The organism is Barnesiella sp. ET7, assembly GCF_024733785.1.
Taxonomy (GTDB): domain Bacteria; phylum Bacteroidota; class Bacteroidia; order Bacteroidales; family Barnesiellaceae; genus Barnesiella; species Barnesiella merdigallinarum.
Genome location: NZ_JANRHM010000017.1, coordinates 41,077 through 61,686, shown reverse-complemented (window position 1 = coordinate 61,686; position 20,610 = coordinate 41,077). Strand labels below are relative to the sequence as shown.

Genomic DNA, 20,610 nt, shown 5'->3' with positions numbered 1-20,610 from the left:
AAAATCTATGAAACTACGATTCACACTACTGGTGCTGTTAGCCCTGCCGCTGTGGCTTTCGGCACAAACACAGGTACGCACCGAGACGCTGCTGGAGAAGGGGTGGAAATTCACCCGCGAAGACAACGCGCAATTCAAGGATGCGCAATTCGACGACTCGCAATGGCAGTCGGTCCGCATTCCCCACGACTGGGCCATCTACGGACCCTTCAGTATCAATAACGACAAGCAGAACACGGCTATCGTCCAGGACGGCCAGAAAGAGGCCATGGAGCATGCCGGCCGCACGGGCGGTCTGCCCTTCGTGGGTACCGGCTGGTACCGCCGTTCGTTCGACGTGCCCCAATCGATCGAGGGCAAAAAGTATACGCTGGTATTCGACGGCGCCATGAGCCACGCCCGGGTCTACGTCAACGGACAGGAGGCTTGCTACTGGCCCAACGGATACAACACCTTCTTTTTCGACGCCACGCCCTACCTGCGCCCGGGCGAGAGCAACACGCTGGCCGTACGGCTCGAGAACTTCACCGAGAGCTCGCGCTGGTATCCCGGAGCCGGCCTCTACCGCAACGTGCATCTGCTGGTGACCGACGAGGCTCATGTGCCGGTGTGGGGTACGCAAATCGTCACCACCGACCTGAACGACCGCTATGCCAAGGTCGAGCAGAAAACTTCGTGGGAGATGCCCCAGGGGAAATCGATGAGCGACTATGTGATCGAGACCTCGATTGTCGACCCCAGCGGCAAGACCCTGATGACCGAGCGCATGCGCGGCAACGACTTCGACCACAACACCTTCGAGCAGGAGTTTGTCGTTGAAAATCCTGCCGTGTGGAGTCCCGAGACACCCAACCTCTACACCTCGGTTTCGAAGGTCTATGAGGGCAACGAACTGAAAGACGAATATACCACCACCTTCGGTATCCGCACCATCGAGGTGCGCCAGGGCGAAGGCTTCTTCCTTAACGGCAAACCGCTGAAGTTCAAAGGGGTGTGCAATCACCACGACCTGGGCCCGTTGGGTGGTATCGCCAACGAGGCCGGTATCCGCCGCCAAATCCGCATCCTCAAGGATATGGGCTGCAACGCCATACGTACCTCGCACAACATGCCCGCCCCCGAGCTGGTGCGCCTCTGCGACGAAATGGGTATGATGGTGATGGCCGAGTCGTTCGACGAGTGGGCCACCGCCAAGGTACAGAACGGTTACCACCTCGTATTTAAGGAGTGGGCCGAGAAGGACATCGTCAACCTCGTGCGCCACTACCGCAACAACCCCAGCGTGGTGATGTGGTGCATCGGCAACGAGGTACCCGACCAGTGGTCGGGCGACCAGGGCCCCAAACTCACCCTGTGGCTGCAGAACATCTGCCACCGCGAGGACCCCACCCGTCCCGTTACGCAGGGTATGGATGCTCCCGATGCCGTAGTGAACAACAACATGGCTGCCGTGCTCGACGTGCCGGGCTTCAACTACCGCCCCTTCAAGTATATCGAGAGCCAGAAGAAACTGCCCCAAGGCATCATTCTGGGCAGTGAAACGGCATCGACCATCAGCTCGCGCGGTGTCTACAAGTTCCCCGTAGAGCGTCGCTCCATGCCCAAATACCCCGACCACCAGTCCTCCTCCTACGACGTGGAGCACTGCGGATGGTCCAACCTGCCCGAAGACGACTTCATCCAGCACGACGACCTGGCCTACTGCATGGGCGAGTTCGTATGGACCGGCTTCGACTACCTGGGTGAGCCCACTCCCTACTACTCCGATTGGCCCAGCCACTCGTCGCTCTTCGGCATCGTCGACCTGGCCGGTATCCCCAAAGACCGCTACTACCTCTACCGCAGCCACTGGAACCCCGAGGCCGAGACGCTGCACATCCTGCCCCACTGGAACTGGGAGGGCCGCGAAGGTGAGGTAACCCCCGTCTTCGTCTATACCAACTACCCCACCGCCGAGCTCTTCATCAACGGCAAGAGCCAGGGCAAGCGCACCAAAGATCTCTCGGTGACCGTGCACAACAGCGGCGACTCCATCTCGACCGCCCAGTTCAAGCGCCAGCAACGCTACCGCCTCATGTGGATGGATACCCGCTACGAACCGGGTACCGTCAAGGTGGTAGCCTATGACGAGCAGGGCAACGCCGTGGCCGAGAAGGAGATGAAGACGGCCGGCAAGCCCTACCGCATCGAACTCACTGCCGACCGCTCGACCATTGCCGCCGACGGCCGCGACCTCTCGTTCGTCACCGTCAAGGTAGTCGACAAGGAGGGCAACCTCTGCCCCAATGCCTCGAACCAAATCTCGTTCAAGGTGAAAGGCAAAGGCTACTACCGTGCCGGTGCCAACGGCGACCCCACCTCGCTCGAGTCGTTCCAGGAGCCCCGCATGAAGGTATTCTCGGGCATGATGACTGCCATCGTCGCTTCGACCGAAGAGCCGGGCAAAATCACCCTCGAGGCTACCGCCAAAGGACTGAAGAAAGCTACTCTTGTAATCGAGAGCAAATAATACCCACACGCGGCATCTGCCGCGCATACCTCACCACCCCGGCCTCCCCCGAGTGCCGGGGTGTTTTTTATGGTTTCCCGTCACCCCGCACCTCGATGCGGGGTCCAGAAAAGGGAAGGCGTTGGAAACTGTTGCGGGTATTACCTATGCCGACAATTTTGCCCGTATTCCTGGATACCGCGTCGTAGCGCGGTATGACACGGCAAGTCACCCCGCACCCCGATGCGGGGTCCAGAAAAGAGAAGGTGTTGGAAACTGTTGCAGGTATTACCTATGCCAACAATTTTGCCAGTATTCCTGGATACCGCGGTATGACAAAAAAAAGGCGGCAGATGTAACCATCTGCCACCGTCACCTGAAAAAAGAAAGAATTGATGCAGTGAGAAATTATCTCACTACCACTTTTCATGAGCAATCGCTCATACGCACCACATAGGCCGGACTTCAGGCACAAAGCCATTATACCGTTGCCAGCATAAACCAGTCGTCCCGTGGTCGTATATACCCGGCAATCCCAATCGGGACCAACCTCTCACAACTTGTAGATTCCCGATTCGGGTATAACCTGGTGTCCCCTCGTACATTGATAAAAAGTTTTTTCTCTAACAATCGTCACCGAATAGACTCTCCGAATATAATTTATCGAACGCTTCAATCCTATCACCTGCATAAGGAGCCGGGCCGTCAAATAGCCATAGCCGCCTATGCAACCACAAATTATATAACATAGAGAATCACAAGCAACGAATCGGAGCCCCCAAAACAATTCCTCACAAAAGTCACTCCGGCAAATAAGATTTCATAATATCGTGTTTCATATCTGTCTTCCTGTTCCCCTTGAGGATAGACGTTTAAAAAACGAAAGCGTAGGGAACAATCTGTCTATCTTCACGGAGGCATCGCCAAACGCCTATTCACGAAATAAACAGCCCACCCCACGCTATGCCATATAACAACACCCCTTGCCGGGGTGGATGTTGGCAAGCAGGAGCGTTTTTTTGACTGCCCGATCCTTCGTGAATTGAAATTTGGCGATTTCCCATGAAAGGATAAGCAAAAACGCTTTCTCAAAAACATGTCTGCCCTCGCAGAGAGAAATCCCTCCCCCGAAGGCCATGACCGACCACGGAAACCTCTCAACAGCGACAGAGCAACTCTATCTGCTACCGGGATATACCATCGCGGTCACGAGACAAAGATAGCATAACCCGATAATAAAAGCAATACCCTCAACCGGTTTTATTTCCACTTACTCCGACAGGGGGATAGCCGTCATACCCGCCGGATATTCCCTGGATTCTGCATCACGGTGCGAAATGGACCAGGCACAAAAAAGGCGGCAGAGTAATACTCCCTGCCGCCCAATCGTATCGAATAGATTCCTATTTACTTCACCCAAACCTTCTGCGACCGATTGCCCGCACATACGATATAGAGGCCTGCACCCGGCAACAATACCGTAGATTCGTCGCCCGCATAAACCAACTGCCCCATGGCCGTATAGACCCGATAAGCCTCATCGACATGCTCTACATACAGGGTATGACCTGCGGCATAGACGCGCATATCGTTGTTATCGACCGATTCCACGCCGGTTGGCGACTCCATGATGTTCGTAAAATTACTCCAATACGAAGCCTTCTGATATGCACTTTTACTGCCGGCAGGCACATACAAGGTAGCCTCATAATCCTCAAAAGTATTAGCATCGATTACAGGAGGCAGCTCGGCATAAATATATATATCCTGCAAATTATCACACCGGTCAAAAGCGTACTCACCGATACGAGAGACCGATTTGCCGATGGTCACCGAAGTCAACTCCTTGCAATAGCCGAATGCCGAGGCCTCTATGCTCTCCACGGTCGGTGGAATCGTCACCGAGAGTAACCCTGCACAAGCACAAAAAGCCGAAGGCCCGATGTGCTCCACCGACAGGGGAATTTCTATCGAGCTCTTTCCACCCGGACATGCACAAAGCGTAGTCCTGTCCTTGTTATAGAGTACACCGTCTAACGACGAATAGGCCAGATTCTCTTCCGAGACCGTAATCTCTTTTAGATTAAGGCTACCCACGAAGGGATTGGCTTCGATAGTTGCCACCGACGCGGGTATCATCACCGACTCCAAACTGGTACTTGAGAAAGCACCCTCCCCAATATAGTTTACGGCGTCTCCCAGTGAAACAGACTCTAAACTCGTACAGTTCAAAAAGGCCGAAGACCCAACATACTCTACTGAATCGCCCATAACCACCGACTCCAGTCCGGTACAGCCATTGAAAACACCTTCGTTGATACGTTTCACCGACGCAGGTATCACTATCGATTGCAGACTGATACACCCAGAGAAAGCATATTTACCAATCACCTCTATCCGCTCACTCCATATCACCTCGCCCAACCGTTTACAACCACTAAAAGAATAATCGCCTATCGTTATCAACGACTCGGGAAGCGTCAACTTTTTCAGATTCGCACAACCTTCAAAGGCCCAGTTTCCGATACTTGTTACCGAATAGTTTTCCCCGTCGTAAGACACTATCGAAGGGATTACCACATCACCCTCATAGGTCGGTTCAAAAGCCGATTCACGAGTGACCGTGACCTCTTCGCCGTTAATCTCGTAATAAATCCCTCCCGATTGAAAGTCATAGGCATCAACTCGAAAGATTCCCATCAGCAAGAATATGCCTACAAGACTTCGATACTCCTGTATTTTCATGTTTAGATAAATTTTGTATTTGTATATAAAACGGGGCCACAAATACAATATTATAAAAAATAAGAGCTATTTATAAGATTCTGCTACACTTACGAGAAATTTCTATTAACTATACCGCAATTTCCAGAACACAATTCTTTCATATTCCATATCGTATTACCTTCAGTCCATATTTCTGGATTCCGCATCAAGTGCGGAATGACCGCTCGACGCGTCGCGTCGCGGTATGACACGGCAAGTCACCCCGCACCCCGATGCGGGGTCCAGAAAAGAGAAGGCGTTGGAAACTGTTGCAGATATTACCTATGCCAACAATTTTGCCAGTATTCCTGGATACCGCGTCGTAGCGCGATATGGCACACTCTCCGCAGTGCGAAATGGACCAGGCAGTGGAGTCCGGAGTGATATATACACAAAAAATACCCCCGACCCGGAGCGTTCCGGGCCGGGGGATTTTGCAAGCCGCAAGTGCGGATTTTTTGGATTGGTTTATTGATAACGGGCCTGAGGCCCTTTCTTTCAACCGATTAGTCAATCGAGCCGTTTTGCTCGAGCATCAGCGTCTTGGTGGGCTGGTCGCAAACCTCGGTGGGACCAAAGTATTGGATAGGACCGGGGTATACGTAGCAGGTGTTCATAGCCCACTCGTCGCGATGTGCGGCAAAGTATTTGAAGGGTGCACCGTCGAGGTGAACGAGGGCTTTTTGGATAACCGGTTTCATCTCGCCGTGGCGACGCTCCATGTTCATCATCATGGTTACGGGCACACCGCCGGCAATCCATTCGCTGGCCGGTTTGGTGGTGTTGCGTACCGACGACATGTAACCCGTGCGGCCTTCGCCTACGAGCAGCGATGCGGTGTAACCCAGCGAGTAGCAGTAGTCGGCGTCGAAGTTGGAGGGATCGGCGCAACGGCCTTCGTAACCGAAGAAGTGGTATTGAGTAGCGAATTTGCCTACATATTTACCGGCTTCTTTCATCTCGGCCAGACGACGACCTACCATCTCGCCCAGCAGTTTCTCGGTCTCGATGAGCGATACCTGTACGTTTCCGTGGGGGTCGCGGTCGAGCGTGAGCTGACGGGCCACACCCTCGGGCAGGCTGGCGTAGATTGTCGAGTTTTCGGGCGAGAGGTGTTTGATGATATAGTTTCTTTGCTCCGATTTCTTGATCATGGCAAACTCGGCACCATTCTTGGCCAAAAAGTCGTTGAGTTCGGCGATAAGGCGCTTCATGGCGGGGATGAACTCGATGAGACCTTCGGGAATCAGCACCGTACCGAAGTTGAAACCTTTGGCAGCACGAGCGGCTACGATATCGGCGATATAGTTTACGATGTCGTCGAGGGTCATCTGTTTGGCCTCAACCTCCTCGGAAATCAAGCAGATGTTGGGTTGCGTTTGCAGAGCGCACTCCAGAGCGATGTGCGAAGCCGAACGGCCCATCAGTTTGATGAAGTGCCAGTATTTCTTGGCCGAGTTGCAGTCGCGTTGGATGTTACCGATAACCTCGGAGTATACCTTGCAGGCGGTATCGAAACCGAAGGAGCACTCGATCATCTCGTTCTTCAAGTCACCGTCGATGGTCTTGGGGCAACCGATTACCTGTACACCGGCACCGATTTGTTTGTAGTATTCGGCCAATACGCAGGCGTTGGTGTTGGAGTCGTCGCCACCGATGATAACCACGGCTTTGATGCCCAACTCTTTGATGATTTCGAGACCGCTGTCGAATTGCTCTTTCGTCTCGAGTTTGGTACGACCCGAACCGATGATGTCGAAACCACCCGTGTTGCGGTAGTCGTCGATGATGTCGGCAGTGAGTTCCATATATTTATGATCGATGAGTCCGCCCGGGCCCAACAGGAAACCGAAGAGACGGCTATCCTTGTTCATGGCTTTGAGTCCGTCGAAGAGACCCGAAATCACGTTGTGTCCGCCAGGAGCCTGACCACCCGAAAGGATTACACCCACGTTGATGGCAGGATACTCTTTCTTGGGAGCGGCTTCGAAACGAAGCACGGGCATGCCGTAGGTGTTGGGGAACAACTTGGCGATAGCCTCCTGGTCGGCCACCGATTGAGTGGCTTTGCCTTCGACGATGGTTACGCCGTTTTTGATGGCTTCGGGCAGCTTGGGCTGATACGAAGCACGAGCAGTTTGAAGTGCACTTTTCTTCATTGTAATCACTTTTATTTGTGTATGTTTGCTTTATCTTTTTTAGCTGGGCAAATTTCGCATTTTTTTTTCAAAGAGCCAAACAGCTGGGTATTAAATTCCCATTTCGTCCCAGAGAAACGATGCGACCAGGAAGCCTGTCTCTTTTTTACTCATCAGCCCGCATCGAGTAGCTCTCGAAATAGTGGCCGGTGAGGATAAGGTTCGAGATGTCCCAGGCCTCGCGCTGCCGCGGGACGAGGGGCGACCGGGTGTCGCCCACCACGCTGCGGTCCCAATAGACGGCACTCTTTACCGGGGTACGCAGCAGGCTGTACCCGAGGCCCTTCCAGGGATATTCGTTGCAACCCATCACATCGAGCAGTGTGGGGTAGATGTCTATCTGCCCGGCCACCGCCTCGTACGAAACAGTATAAGGTGTATTCAGCAGCAGGAGGGCCACCTCGCGGTCGGCCAGCGTACGGGTGGTGCGCCCCTCGAGCACATTCAGTCCCAGCTCGTCGTGGTCCGACACGATGGCCACGACCGAACGGTCGTAGAGTCCGCAAGCCTGCAGCGAGTCGATAAACTGGCCCAACTGACGGTCGAGCCGGTGGAAGGCCTCCATCGTGTTGATAAGTTCGTGCGACGACGTGGGGTATTGCGACAGGGCGGTGGGCTCGACCGGCTCACCGTTGGGAGCGTGGGTCGAGATGGTAACCAGCTGGGCAAAGAAGGGCTGGGGTGTCTGGCGCAGAATGGCGAGGCCCCGGGCCAGCATGGTAGAGTCGTCGAGTATCTCGCTCGACTCGAAAGCGCTCTTGTCGTAGAGGGTGTCGAACCCATAGGCGGGCGAAGTCTCCACCTGGTTCCAGTCCTGCGCCCGGTCGCAAACGATATTGAGGGTGCGGTACCCCTTCTGCTTCAGGGCATGGCCCAGGGCAGGATAGCGATTATCGCCATAGAGCACCGCCGTAGCCCCCGTGCGCACGGGCAAAAGGCCGGTATTGAACATGAGGTGGCCGTCGCTCGAACGGCCATCCTTCACCTGCGGTATCAGATGGAGAGCCGCGAAGGTCCCCTCTTGCCTCAACAGACGGTTCAGTCGGGGCATAATCTCCACCCCGCCTACCGTGCGGTCGAGCATCCACGAGTTCATCGATTCGACGACGATGAGAATCAGGTTGCGCCCCGGCTCCACGGCCAGACGGTTATCGGTATAGCGGGGCATGTCGACCAGGTAGTTGTCGACGGTTGCCCGTTCGTCGGCCGTCAACTCGTCCGACTGTACCAGCGACGACACCAGCACATAGCCCGTGTAAGGCACTACCCCGTGATAGATGAGGTATTCGCGGTAATTATAAGGAGTGATGAAGGCGGTCCAGGGCGATTCGCGGTCGGCCGACTCCCGATGGTAAATCTGGTACGACCGCCCCCCATAAGCGGCCAAGGCCACCACCAGCGACACGGCGGCAGTTATCCACCGGATACGCGGCGAGGGGTACGACCGCTGCTTCCCGAAATAGAGCAGATAGGCCGCCAGCAACAACAGAGTAGGGACGAAAAGGGTGACATCGCGCCAGCGAAGCAGCCCCCGCACGCTGTTGAGCAGCACGCCGTTCACGTTGTCGAAGAGCAGAAACGACGAGTAGGGCATCACATCTTCGTAGACCCGGGCATAACAGCTCTGCGCCAAGCAGAAGAGATCGAAGAGGAAGAGCGGGATAAAGACCACCCACCGGCGGCGGGTGAAGAGCAGAAGGGGCAAGGAGAGTACCAAAGCATCGCCCACCGTAGGCAAGAAGGCCAACAGCGTGTCGCCTATCGGCCGTCCCTGAGGCAACAGGATGCGCAGATTGAAGATGGTCGAGCACTTCAGCTCGATATGCAGATACTCGATGGGATAGACGAAACAAAGCACCACGAGCAGGTGGAAGAGCAGGTATCGTCCCTCGCACGCCCAGGTATAAGCCGACAACCAGTTTCTGTTCAATCGCATGGCATTCACTCACATTCGATGCAAATGTAGTGAAATAAAAATTGATATGGCTCCCCCAACTATCGTTTTATAGTAAAATAGCCACGTGTTATCATCTGCCTAGAAATGTCCCAAGCCTCAATCTGCTGAGGAACCAATGAATCGTCGGGGGTGCCATAGACCGCCTTGTTCCAACCGACCGCACTGCACACCGAAGACCGTAAAATACTATGACCAAGCCCCTTCCACAGATACTCGTTGCACCCCATCACATCGAGCAGTGTAGGATAAATATCAATCTGCCCCATAACAGACTTGTGGGTATACTTCAATCCAGCATTGGCCACTATAAAGGCGACTTCGATATCGTTGTACCCTGGTACAGAACAGGGCTCGAGCAACTGATTGTGATCCGAGGCGATTGCAATAACCGTATTTTCATACAATCCGTTAACCCGTAGAGAATCGATAAAGGCACCTATACAGCGGTCGGTGTAATGCATTACCTCCATGTAGTTACGTACCTCGGTCGGGAAACCTTCAGCATTCGACAATGCAGTAGGTCGAGTCGGGGTATTGTAAGGCTTGTGCGAAGACCCCGTAATGAGTTGATAGAAAAAGGGAACTTTCTCTGTTTTTATCTGCTCAATAGCCCGTACCATCAACAAACTGTCGGGAACAACTTCTGCACCATTTAGCCGATCCCAATTATGGTCATAGCCATAAGCCTCACTCGCCTCGGCCTGATTCCAATAATTATTGCAATCGACCGTCATACTCACAGCTGTATAATTTCTCTGTTTCAAGGCTTTGGCAATCGAATAGTAATCAAGATTGGCATATCGGGTGGCCACTGCTCCACTCTGCAAGGGGAGCAAACCGGTATTGAACATAAACTGCCCGTCGCTCGAACGACCGTCTTTCACCTGAGGAAACACATGCACAGCTACGATAGAGTTACTATCGTTAGCGATCCGGTTAAGACAGGGAGTCACTTCTACCCCGCCAAACTGCTGGCCAATTACCCACGAATTGAGAGATTCTACAATAATCAAGACCAAATTTTTCCGGTTGTTTCCTTGAATCAAATTATCTGTATAACAGGTATAATCGTCGAAAAAAGAGTCGATTTTAGCCCGCTCCTCATCCGACAGTTCAGGCTCGGGTATCAACCCGGTTACCAACTGATAGAGCGTATATCCACACAAGCCATTATTGTCGATATAGAGTATATTGTTGGGATAGGTCATAAAACGATCGATAAAGGCTGTATACTGTCCCGACTTTATGTCACGCACCGAAAGCATGGCATAAAAAGCTACAGCTATTCCCACAATGGCTGCAATCGGCCACCACAGCCGCTTCCGCTCGGCCAAGACCCGCTTCTGGAGAAACAATTTATAAACTACAGCCGTCAACACAGTAGGAAGCAGGGCCAGCCAGTCAACCCAACGTGCCGATGCCAATGCACTGTCGAGCAGCAACGGTGATACGTTCTCGACCAACAGGAACGACGAGAAGGGTATGATGTCGAGATAATTGCGATAGTACCACACAGCCGAGAGACAGAACAGATCGACCAACACCAGCACAATAAAAATAAGGCCCCGTTTTTTCAACACAAACAGAGGCGACATGAGAATCATAGCATCAATCAGAGTCTTGATTACATGGTTCGGTACCGATGACACCATGTTGGTAGGTCTCACCACCTGCATGTACAACAGCCATATAACCGAGGCAACCGAAATAACCAGCAAAATAAAAAATGCCCATGTATATATATTCTTCTCGAAAAAAGACAAAATAGGTTTCCCTACTTTTCTCTTCAGACTATTTACGATTTCCATTACTCACTTTTCAAAACGGGCACAAATATAATATTATAAAAAAATCCGAACACACAATCCATTCAATTCTTAAAAATTTTTTAATTTTGTCTGATTCTTTGTTCTATCCCCTATGAAAAAAGAGAGTATATGGCTCGTACCCGTAGGCGGACTGGCCAATCGCATGAGGGCAATCGACTCGGCCGTAGCCCTGAGCCGGCAATGTGGCAGCGAGTTGCACATCGTGTGGTTCAAGGACCCGGGGTTGAACTGCCGGTTCGACCAACTGTTTGCCCCCATCGATCGGCCGGGGGTTACCGTCACCGAGGCTTCGAGGCTCGACTTGCTGCGCTACGACCGCCCCCGCCGGAAAAACTTCTTCATTCCCCGCCTGTTCCAGCAGCCGGCATTCGACCGCCGCATGTACGAGATGGATACGTCGCGACGCTTCCGCGAGCATTTCGATTTCGAGGCGTGGGCCCGAGGCCACAAGGTCTACATCGCCGCCTTTGTCTACTTCTACGAACCCCGCACCGAGTGGGACCGCTTTGCCCTCTTCGAACCGCACCCCCTCCTGAAGCAGGAGATTGAGACGCGCCGGGCCCGATTCGGCGACCACACGATAGGGGTGCATATCCGTCGTACCGACAACGCCATCTCCATCGCCCAAAGTCCTACCCGACTCTTTGTCGACCGCATGCAGCAGGAGATCGATCGTAACGCCGATACCACCTTCTATCTGGCGACCGACTCCGAAGAGGATAAGGCCCTCATCACCGCCCGATTCGGCGACCGGGTATTCTGCTCGCCCCACCGGGCCGACCGCAACAGCCTCGAGGGGATGCGCGAAGCCCTCATCGAACTCTATCTGCTCTCGCACACCCGGCAGGTGCTCGGCTCGGTACACAGCTCATACTCCGAGACGGCTGCCCAGATAGGGCACATCCCTTACGAACTGTTGCAGAAAAAGGAGCCCCGATAAAACAGCAAGCCGGCCCCGGAGTGGTTGCCCCGAGGCCGACTATCCAGAGAGCCGGCAGCGTTTCTGCGACACGATGTCGGTCGCCCTGCCCTACTTGACGATGCTGCGCAACATGGCGGCCGCCTGCTCGGGCTGCCCCAGAATCTCGTAGACGAGAGCCGCACAGGTGTAACAAACCACCTGTACCAGCGAGTCGGCAATCTCGTACTTGTCGGCATCGGCCTGCGGATAAGCCACGTAACGGGCCGTCTTCACCCGATGCGCCTCGACGCGAGGCGGCAACGAGTAATAGTCGAGACACTTCTGGCCCCCCACGTTGGAGAGCACGCACACCGGAGTTGCCACGCCGCCGCGGGTGTAAAGGTTGAATTGCAACTCATAGGCGGGCGAGGTGTGGTCGATAAACGAGGTAACCGGCTGTCGCCACCCCTCCATGCAAAACTCGGTCATGCGCCACACATCCGAGGGCAGCACCACCCGGCCACTGCCGTCGGGCTGACGCTCGGGTTGCAGCGACGAGGCGCAGTCGGTCTGCGGCAACAGTTCGACCGGGGTCGAAGCCCACACCGACAGCAGCGCATCGGGCAACTTAGCCCGAATATACTGCTCGACATCGATGCCCACCTCCAACTTTACCGAGGCATTGCTCACATCGGTGAGCTCCTCCATGTTTATCTTGACCCGTTCGACGAGGTCATTGACACTTATCTCCATCGCTACCCCCTCTTCTGTTTCAGAAAGTTATTTTCGTCGACATAGATATCCCCCTCGGCCAGGGTGTCGCTCCACAGCTTCAACTTGCCACTCATCCCCTCGGGCGAAATTCGGGTCGAGCTTTGCACCTGCCCGGCACTGTCGAGTTTCGACAGCGTTATCTGCTGAGGTGTGACCAGTATCTGATGCGAGCCTGAGTCGTCGGACTGACTCAATGTCAGGCGAATATTATCGTCCGTATCCCAGTCGATGACCAGATTTTTCTCATCGGGTCCCCAGAATACCAATCCCTTCATCGTGGGGCTGATAATGATGTCGCACTGCTCCTTCGAGACGCGTAACTCACCGCTCTGCGAAAGGAAAGTACCCGACTCCAGATGGCGGATTTCGCCGTTACACAGCTCCCACGAAGAGTTGCCGCTGGTCGTTCGGATCGTCTGCTGCTGATCCAAGACCATCAGTTGGTCGGGCAGCATCTCCAACCGGTCGGCCACGGCGTAGAAGTGGGCAACCTCCTCCCAGTTCGACGACGCCCCGGGCGACAGACTGGTACTCCCCACCGAATCCTTCACCCGATAATAACGGCCCATGAAATAGACCACATCGACCACTCCGTTGGCACACGTGTAGGTTGCATCGCCATTCCACTGACCTCGATACATATATATCGGTCGGATGGCATCGTCGAAGGTCAGCGGCGTTACATAGTCGCGCCAGACCGAACCGTCCCATACCAGGGTGATAATGGCGGCCGAGTCGGTTACCACGGTCAAGGACGATCCCTCCTTCAATGCCGGGAACAGATGCGACCCGGCATAACCGGCCACATAGACAAAACTGGCCGGCTGGCCGCTCTCGACCGCCGGGCTAAAGGTGGCCGGGTCGGTGACCACGCCGAAAAACGGAGCGGGTGCCGCATGGTTGGTGTCGTACCATGAGCGGCCCGTAGAGTCCCATACCCAGATAGACTGGGTTTTGCCGTTGATGAAAAACTCGCCGGCCAAACCACCCTCGGGGTAGGCCGAGAGAAGCGCGTCGAGCCCGTAGAAAAATCCCAGGCACCCGTTTTGTCCGCGCAAATGACTGTGTTCTCTTACCTTCATCGTCTTTTCTTTTTCTTTAATTGTGTAAATACCAAATGGAACCGCTCGGCCGCCTGCTCGATGAGAGCCGGCGTGGAGACCTCCTCGTCGGAGAGGCCATAGGGTTCCTGCCTCAAATAGTCGCGGGCCGCCTGCCACGAGCGAATGCCGGGCACCAACTGGTAGGTCTCCTGCTCTACCCGGGTATCGGGTATCTCCATCAGCACAAAGCGCCGGCCGTATCCCCGGCTCTGCTCCAGTGCCTGCTGCAACGCCTCGTCTTCGGTCGAGAAGAGGCCGTTCACGCCGTCCCACGCGCGAAACTGAACCCGACGGGGCACCCCGTTCACCACGACCGAGGTACTCAAATTGCCCAATCGGGTCTGATAAATCTTGTTCATAGTTCTCCTTTCTTCTAAATTGAATATTGCCCACCTGCCGGTGGTCCAGAAAAAAACGGGGCAACCGGCTCGCCAAAATACCGGTTGCCCCGTTCAGTCCCCCTTGTTCAGATTTCGTTGCGAGCCGGGGGTGAGCCGGTCAGTCTTAACGGTTTATCATCCGAGCGGCTCGATGCGCATGTGAGCTGCCGGATAACGCAGCGTCAAGCAGCTGGCCTCGGTCAGTACCAGGGCATCGGTATTGCGCACGCCCGCCTTCTTCAGGTCGAGCTCCTGTGCACCGAAAGGCACATGCGACCACTTCTGGATGAACTCGGGATCGAAGATAAAGCCGTAGTCGTGCATGCCGCAGTCGTCGAACACCTCGGAGTAAAGCACATACAGTTTACCGAACTTCGAGCTGATTTCCGAGAAGTCGATGCCCCACTTCACCTTGTCCTCGCGAGCCATCACCACCTTGGTCATCTCAATCTTGTTGATAAGTCCGATGAAGACCGAACCACCAATCAGGATTTTACGCTTGTTGCCACCGTTGCCCGTGAAGGCCTGACGCATCATGTCGATCAAGTCGTCTTGCGTCATCTCTTTCGTCGGGTCATAGGTGTAGTGGTTACCGGCCTGCCACCAGATACCGCCCGTGAGCATCACGTTCTCCTTCTTGCGCGGGTCGAAAATCGTATTCTTCACCCCGAACATGAAGCTCTTCTCCATACCCAGACGCATGTCGTAGATGGCAGCCTCTTCGGCATCCGAGAAGTCCCACTCGACCTCTTTGTTGGCTATCTTCTGGAAGGTCGACTGCTCGATTTGCATCTTGAAAATCTGGCAATAGTTCTGACTCTTGACGGGCAATGCCGAGAACTGTGCCGTCTGTACGTCGAGTTCGGTAGCCGCACGGCCCATGCGGATGAGCTGTTTGTTGGCCGGAATCGAAGGCACACAATTCTCTACGGTACCGATTTTCATGCCGTTTACGGGATAGACCGTGAGCGAGCCGGTCTCCTCGTCTTTGGCGGCGATATAGAGCACCAGGTCGGCATTCGACTGGGTAGTACCGTCGGGCTCATACCCTTTCACGCCCTGCACGAGAATCGTCTCGGATACCTCGAAGATGCTGTTGTCCACGGCATCGATCTTGGCCTTCTTGTGCGACTCGTCGGCCGAACCCGAAGCGGGTGCCGTATACGCGGTTTTCGTAAACGACTTGGTGGGTTTCACATCGACCGAATAGTAGTCGACAATCATCGACGACGACTTGCGGGCACCATTCCATCGCGACAACTGGTCGATGGGGGTCGACATGGGCCGGATGCGCACGATGCGCTTGTCAATCTCGTTGCGCAACAGCGAGGGGCTACCCTCGCGCACCAGGTCGGTAGTGAGCGGTTCGCCGGTCACGAGCTTACCGCCCGACACACCGGGGATGATGGCTGCCAGCGCCAGGCCACCGTCGAGCAGCCCGTCCCAAATCTGCCAGCAAACTACCAGAACCAACAGACCCGCCAGCCAAAGCAGCGGAGTTTTCCACTTCGTTAGAAACTGTTTCATCTCTTCTTTCAATTTTTCAAAATTCAACAAAAACATAGGATTACAAAAATTTAATTAGGGTATCAAACTCTTCACTCTCCTGACAACCGGGGCTACATGTCCCACACGCTGCGACGGCGACGGTTGCCAAAAACCGGCGACAGCTCGGAGGTGTCCGACTCGAAACTGCCCCCGTTGCGCATGGGAGGCAACGAATCGCCACCCCGCTCGCGACGCTCGAAGACGATGCGCTCGTTGCGGCCCCGCACCTCGCCGTCGCGCTCGGCACACGACAAATCGCGGTCGTAGTAGAGCCCCTTGAAGAGCAGGTTCAGCACCTCGTCGTTCAACTCGCCCATGAACACATGGTTGCACAGGTGGTACACCCGGTCGAGGAAACCCTCGAACTCGGCATCGTTCATCCCCTTCTCGGTCTTGAAGCGCTCCATGCAACGGCTGCTCTTCTCGAGATTCTCGCGCATTTGCGACTCCAGTTCGTTGAACCGGGCCACCCGCGACAGATACTCGTCGTTGGCCCGACGCACCTCGGCCATGCGGTTTTCGTCCCGGGCACAGTCGAGCATATCGCGCCCGAAGTAGCGCACGCAGGCTACCAGCGCATCGTCGCCACCGATTACATCGGAGATGAAAGCCCCCATCTTGGGATTCGACATGAACAACTTGCACAGCTTGCTCTGGTCGTCGGCCAGCCGCTCATAGCGCTCGTTGCGGTACGAGTCGTACTCCTCCAGGGCATCGAACAGCTCGTTGTCGTTATCCAAGGGCCGGGTCGGGAATCGATCCAAAAGCTTCTCTACGAGCAAATCGCGCGATTTCCGCCGATTGCGATTTTCTTTCTGATAATTCTTTTCCATAAATTTAATTGATTAGATTTCCCATATATGGTACCGCAAAGTAAACCCCGCACTCGCCCCCTTTTATGGCAGCTTCATACAAACTCGACTCTCGTCGAAAGATTTCGCCATCGGCGAAACGATTACCGAAAAATTTCTTTACCTTTGTTACACGAAAACAGGATGCGGTTCGGGATAAAAAATATCGGAAAACAGGTGCCGATATTTTATTCTCCGCTCACCTTTCGCTATTTTTGTGGCACGATTGACCGCGGCTCTCCGCCCGTGCGGAACCGACACATCGACCGACAACTCAAACTAAATAACATATATAACTATGGCTATTACACCGTTCAAGTATCAACCCATGTTCCCGCTGGGCGAAGATACGACCGAGTATTATCTGCTTACGAAAGACTATGTGTCGGTAAGCGAGTTTGAAGGGAAACCTATCTTGAAAATCGAGAAAGAGGGACTCACCGCCATGGCCAACGCCGCCTTCCGCGACGTGTCGTTCATGCTGCGCCGCTCGCACAACGAGCAAGTGGCCAAAATCCTGAGCGACCCCGAGGCCAGCGAAAACGACAAATACGTGGCACTCACCTTCCTGCGCAATGCCGAGGTAGCCGCCAAAGGCGTTCTGCCCTTCTGCCAGGATACCGGTACGGCCATCATCCACGGCGAAAAAGGCCAGCAGGTCTGGACCGGATACTGCGACGAAGAGGCTCTCTCGCTAGGCGTTTACAAAACCTACACCGAGGAGAACCTGCGCTACTCGCAAAACGCTCCCCTCTCGATGTACGAAGAGGTGAACACCAAATGCAACCTGCCCGCACAGATTGACCTCGAAGCTACCGAAGGCATGGAATACCGCTTCCTCTGCGTAACCAAAGGCGGCGGCTCGGCCAACAAGACCTACCTCTACCAGGAGACCAAGGCCATCCTCAACCCGGCCACTCTCGTGCCCTTCCTCGTTGAGAAGATGAAAACTCTGGGTACGGCTGCCTGCCCGCCCTACCACATCGCCTTCGTCATCGGTGGTACTTCGGCCGAGAAGAACCTGCTCACCGTCAAACTGGCCTCGACCCACTACTACGACAACCTGCCCACCACGGGCAACGAATATGGCCGCGCATTCCGCGACGTAGAGCTCGAGAAACAGGTACTCGAAGAGGCTCACCGCATTGGCCTCGGTGCACAGTTCGGCGGCAAATACTTCGCCCACGACGTGCGCATCATCCGCTTGCCCCGTCACGGCGCATCCTGCCCCGTAGGTCTGGGTGTAAGCTGCTCGGCCGACCGTAACATCAAGTGCAAAATCAACAAAGAGGGTATCTGGATCGAGAAGCTCGACAGCAACCCCGGCGAACTCATTCCCGAGGAATTGCGTCAAGCCGGCGAAGGCAATGCCGTGAAGATAAACCTCAACCAGCCCATGAGCGAAATCCTCAAGGAGCTCGACAAATACCCCGTAGCTACCCGCCTCTCGCTCAACGGTACCATCATCGTAGGCCGCGACATCGCTCACGCCAAACTCAAAGAGCGCCTCGACCGTGGCGAAGACCTGCCCCAGTACATCAAGGATCACCCCATCTACTACGCCGGTCCCGCCAAGACGCCTAAAGGCATGGCCTGCGGCTCGATGGGCCCCACGACAGCCGGCCGTATGGACCCCTATGTAGACCTGTTCCAAAGCCACGGCGGCTCCATGATCATGCTCGCCAAGGGTAACCGCAGCCAGGCCGTTACCGACGCCTGCAAGAAACACGGCGGCTTCTACCTGGGCAGCATCGGCGGTCCTGCCGCTATCCTGGCCCAGAACAACATCAAGAGCATCGAGTGCGTAGAGTATCCCGAGCTCGGCATGGAGGCCATCTGGAAAATCGAAGTCGAAGACTTCCCCGCATTTATCCTCGTCGATAACAAGGGCAACGACTTCTTCAAACAGATCAAACCCATCTGCCCCGCCCACAAATAATCTCGCGGGACAAGTTCCTATACACCGGCGGGGCTGCCTTACTAAAGAGGCAGCCCCGCTGTATTTTTACGAGATTCAATTCATCTGCTTTCCCCGCTTCTCCTTCTCGAGAAGGTGCTTTGCCGCCAACCGATAGGTATAACGCACATTCGGGTCGCTATGGTCCCAAGTGTCCAGTTCATCGAGAATCAACTGTGGGAACTTTTTGCTAATATCTCGCAACGCATTACCTACCGATTTTCTCACATACTCGCTCGAATCGGCCTTGTGTCTACTCAAAAAAGCAACAGCCTCCAAAGGATGCTCCTTGAAATAGGGCCGCGAGGTCCATATCCTCAACCCCTCGGTAACAGCCCGTACTACATTCGGATGACCATCGGCCAACCATTCAGCAATAAGAGGCAAAGTTCTTTCATAACCTCGCTCTTTACAAATAAAGTCAAACGATTTGGCCAGCATCTCCTGCACACGCCAATTCTCATCGCGGCTCACCCGTTCTTTCAAAAAACTCAGGGCTTTTTCATTGTCTACTCCGGCATACCCCAATAAAACAACCGACAGCATACGCACCTGATAAGCCGGATGTTTGAATAATTCGAGCGAAAGGCCGTAACACTCTTCGTCACTACACGACTCGTGTATCCGATGAGCCGCATCCAAAATATGCTGAAATCCATTTTCAACCGTTACAATATGGGCAATAATCTCTTCGATGTTCATATTTATTAGGTTTATCCATCGCGGGAGTATGAAACCGCGCAATTCAATCGAGATTCTGAGCATGAGATTTGTGCTCCATCATCTCGCGTACACTGTTTACCTCGTCGATAAGTTGTGTTTGCGAAGGCAGATACAATTTATATTCACGGGCCAGTATGGTTTTATTGTCTTCGGGAAGAGCCATCTTCACGGCCGTATCGTTCTTGCTGGTACACAAAAGGATTCCTACGGTGGGATTCTCGTCGGCCATCTTTTCCACCCGGTCGTAGTAGTTGACATACATTTGCAACTGTCCCAAGTCCTGGTGAGTCAGTTTGCCCGTCTTCAACTCAACCACCACAAAACATTTCAGCAACCGGTTGTAGAAAACCAAATCGGCAAAAAATTCGTCATCCTCCAACAAGATACGTTTCTGCCGGGCCACAAAAGTAAAACCCTGCCCCAGTTCGAGCAAGAAGTGCTGCAAATGAGTGATGATAGCCGACTCCAAATCTTTTTCATAATAGGTTGCCTGAGGCTTCAATCCCAGAAACTCCAAATACATGGGGTCTTTGATAATCTCTTGCGGCGACTGCGGCATGCGCTCCTTTCGCGCCACAGCCAACACAGCCTCCTTGTCGTTGCTCAACAACAGCCGTTCGTACAACTGGGAGTTTATCTGCCGCTCCAGCTCCCGGGCCGTCCACGCATTGTTCACGGCCTCCAGTTCGTAATACTCCCGTTTATCCACATCGGGTATCTGTATAAGAGTTCTGTACTGAGTCCAATTCAATTGTGAACGCAGTGCGTTCTCAATTGGATACAAACGATAAAACTGGCGACAAAAAGAAAGTTGTCGCACCGAAAATCCGCTACCATAATCGGGTTCCAACTGCTTGGCCAGGTTCTTTATCAGGTAACTGCCATAGTCGGCCCTCTCTTTTCCTTGTTGCTCCTCCTCAAAAATGCGGCGTCCCAACTGCCAATACATCTGAACCCGGCAGAAATCCACACTACGCACCGCATGAGCACGAGCCGCATCGATAATGCCGCGGATGTCGTTCAAAAACAGTTCTTCCTTTTTCATATCTCCATCCATGGTATTTACTTGTCAGACTTATACATACAAATATAAACAATTCCTTTCACTTGACCAAATGCAGAAGGGTCCCCTCCG

General features: G+C 54.0%; 14 protein-coding genes. 3 read left to right on the top strand and 11 right to left on the bottom strand.

The window, feature by feature from the left end; all coding sequences use genetic code 11:
* The first annotated feature begins 7 nt into the window (after nt 1–7).
* Nucleotides 8–2,509 (top strand): beta-galactosidase GalB, encoded by a 2,502-nt coding sequence (gene galB / locus NW211_RS10950; protein WP_258327873.1) that lies wholly within the window; start codon nt 8–10, stop codon nt 2,507–2,509.
* A 1,386-nt stretch (nt 2,510–3,895) separates the two neighbouring features.
* Here galB and NW211_RS10945 read toward each other — a convergent pair.
* From NW211_RS10945 to NW211_RS10930, 4 genes are all read right to left on the bottom strand, one after another.
* On the bottom strand, nt 3,896–5,188 hold the full coding sequence (locus tag NW211_RS10945; RefSeq protein ID WP_258327872.1) for a leucine-rich repeat domain-containing protein: 1,293 nt from the start codon (nt 5,186–5,188) through the stop codon (nt 3,896–3,898).
* A gap of 572 nt (nt 5,189–5,760) precedes the next feature.
* Nucleotides 5,761–7,413: a diphosphate--fructose-6-phosphate 1-phosphotransferase gene (locus tag NW211_RS10940; protein ID WP_258327871.1), complete on the bottom strand. Its 1,653-nt coding sequence runs from the start codon at nt 7,411–7,413 to the stop codon at nt 5,761–5,763.
* A 145-nt stretch (nt 7,414–7,558) separates the two neighbouring features.
* Complete coding sequence (locus NW211_RS10935) at nt 7,559–9,388, bottom strand: LTA synthase family protein (protein WP_258327870.1); 1,830 nt, start codon at nt 9,386–9,388, stop codon at nt 7,559–7,561.
* 59 nt (nt 9,389–9,447) lie between these two features.
* The gene (locus NW211_RS10930; RefSeq protein ID WP_087408986.1) at nt 9,448–11,217 is read right to left on the bottom strand and encodes an LTA synthase family protein; all 1,770 of its coding nucleotides are present in this window, start codon (nt 11,215–11,217) and stop codon (nt 9,448–9,450) included.
* 112 nt (nt 11,218–11,329) lie between these two features.
* Between NW211_RS10930 and NW211_RS10925 the strand changes: the two genes are divergently transcribed.
* On the top strand, nt 11,330–12,178 hold the full coding sequence (locus tag NW211_RS10925) for a glycosyl transferase (RefSeq protein WP_258327869.1): 849 nt from the start codon (nt 11,330–11,332) through the stop codon (nt 12,176–12,178).
* A 90-nt stretch (nt 12,179–12,268) separates the two neighbouring features.
* Here NW211_RS10925 and NW211_RS10920 read toward each other — a convergent pair whose 3' ends face one another.
* The 5 genes from NW211_RS10920 to NW211_RS10900 form a co-directional block, all read right to left on the bottom strand.
* Nucleotides 12,269–12,892 (bottom strand): hypothetical protein, encoded by a 624-nt coding sequence (locus NW211_RS10920; protein WP_087408984.1) that lies wholly within the window; start codon nt 12,890–12,892, stop codon nt 12,269–12,271.
* Nucleotides 12,893–12,894: 2 nt separating this feature from the next.
* Nucleotides 12,895–13,995, bottom strand: coding sequence for a hypothetical protein (locus NW211_RS10915; protein ID WP_143240953.1), 1,101 nt, complete (start codon nt 13,993–13,995; stop codon nt 12,895–12,897).
* Nucleotides 13,992–14,375, bottom strand: coding sequence for a hypothetical protein (locus NW211_RS10910; RefSeq protein ID WP_087408982.1), 384 nt, complete (start codon nt 14,373–14,375; stop codon nt 13,992–13,994). Before NW211_RS10910 ends, NW211_RS10915 begins: the two co-directional genes overlap by 4 nt.
* Before the next feature lie 156 nt (nt 14,376–14,531).
* Nucleotides 14,532–15,923: a DUF5309 family protein gene (locus tag NW211_RS10905; RefSeq protein ID WP_241147843.1), complete on the bottom strand. Its 1,392-nt coding sequence runs from the start codon at nt 15,921–15,923 to the stop codon at nt 14,532–14,534.
* A gap of 92 nt (nt 15,924–16,015) precedes the next feature.
* Nucleotides 16,016–16,777 (bottom strand): hypothetical protein, encoded by a 762-nt coding sequence (locus tag NW211_RS10900; protein ID WP_258327868.1) that lies wholly within the window; start codon nt 16,775–16,777, stop codon nt 16,016–16,018.
* A 316-nt stretch (nt 16,778–17,093) separates the two neighbouring features.
* Between NW211_RS10900 and NW211_RS10895 the strand changes: the two genes are divergently transcribed.
* Complete coding sequence (locus NW211_RS10895; protein ID WP_087408979.1) at nt 17,094–18,734, top strand: fumarate hydratase; 1,641 nt, start codon at nt 17,094–17,096, stop codon at nt 18,732–18,734.
* A gap of 75 nt (nt 18,735–18,809) precedes the next feature.
* On the opposite strand, the gene NW211_RS10890 is transcribed toward NW211_RS10895, so the two are convergent.
* On the bottom strand, nt 18,810–19,454 hold the full coding sequence (locus NW211_RS10890; RefSeq protein WP_258327867.1) for a DNA alkylation repair protein: 645 nt from the start codon (nt 19,452–19,454) through the stop codon (nt 18,810–18,812).
* Between the two features lie 43 nt (nt 19,455–19,497).
* Entirely contained in the window at nt 19,498–20,520 is a 1,023-nt protein-coding gene (locus NW211_RS10885) for a YhcG family protein (RefSeq protein ID WP_258327866.1), read from the bottom strand.
* Between the last annotated feature and the right edge of the window lie 90 nt (nt 20,521–20,610).

Bases quoted from the DNA above. Each gene is read 5' to 3' on its own strand.
- galB (WP_258327873.1), top strand. From the start codon at position 8: ATGAAACTACGATTCACACTACTGGTGCTGTTAGCCCTGCCGCTGTGG.
- NW211_RS10945 (WP_258327872.1), bottom strand. From the start codon at position 5,188: ATGGGAATCTTTCGAGTTGATGCCTATGACTTTCAATCGGGAGGGATT.
- NW211_RS10940 (WP_258327871.1), bottom strand. From the start codon at position 7,413: ATGAAGAAAAGTGCACTTCAAACTGCTCGTGCTTCGTATCAGCCCAAG.
- NW211_RS10935 (WP_258327870.1), bottom strand. From the start codon at position 9,388: ATGCGATTGAACAGAAACTGGTTGTCGGCTTATACCTGGGCGTGCGAG.
- NW211_RS10930 (WP_087408986.1), bottom strand. From the start codon at position 11,217: ATGGAAATCGTAAATAGTCTGAAGAGAAAAGTAGGGAAACCTATTTTG.
- NW211_RS10925 (WP_258327869.1), top strand. From the start codon at position 11,330: ATGAAAAAAGAGAGTATATGGCTCGTACCCGTAGGCGGACTGGCCAAT.
- NW211_RS10920 (WP_087408984.1), bottom strand. From the start codon at position 12,892: ATGGAGATAAGTGTCAATGACCTCGTCGAACGGGTCAAGATAAACATG.
- NW211_RS10915 (WP_143240953.1), bottom strand. From the start codon at position 13,995: ATGAAGGTAAGAGAACACAGTCATTTGCGCGGACAAAACGGGTGCCTG.
- NW211_RS10910 (WP_087408982.1), bottom strand. From the start codon at position 14,375: ATGAACAAGATTTATCAGACCCGATTGGGCAATTTGAGTACCTCGGTC.
- NW211_RS10905 (WP_241147843.1), bottom strand. From the start codon at position 15,923: ATGAAACAGTTTCTAACGAAGTGGAAAACTCCGCTGCTTTGGCTGGCG.
- NW211_RS10900 (WP_258327868.1), bottom strand. From the start codon at position 16,777: ATGGAAAAGAATTATCAGAAAGAAAATCGCAATCGGCGGAAATCGCGC.
- NW211_RS10895 (WP_087408979.1), top strand. From the start codon at position 17,094: ATGGCTATTACACCGTTCAAGTATCAACCCATGTTCCCGCTGGGCGAA.
- NW211_RS10890 (WP_258327867.1), bottom strand. From the start codon at position 19,454: ATGAACATCGAAGAGATTATTGCCCATATTGTAACGGTTGAAAATGGA.
- NW211_RS10885 (WP_258327866.1), bottom strand. From the start codon at position 20,520: ATGAAAAAGGAAGAACTGTTTTTGAACGACATCCGCGGCATTATCGAT.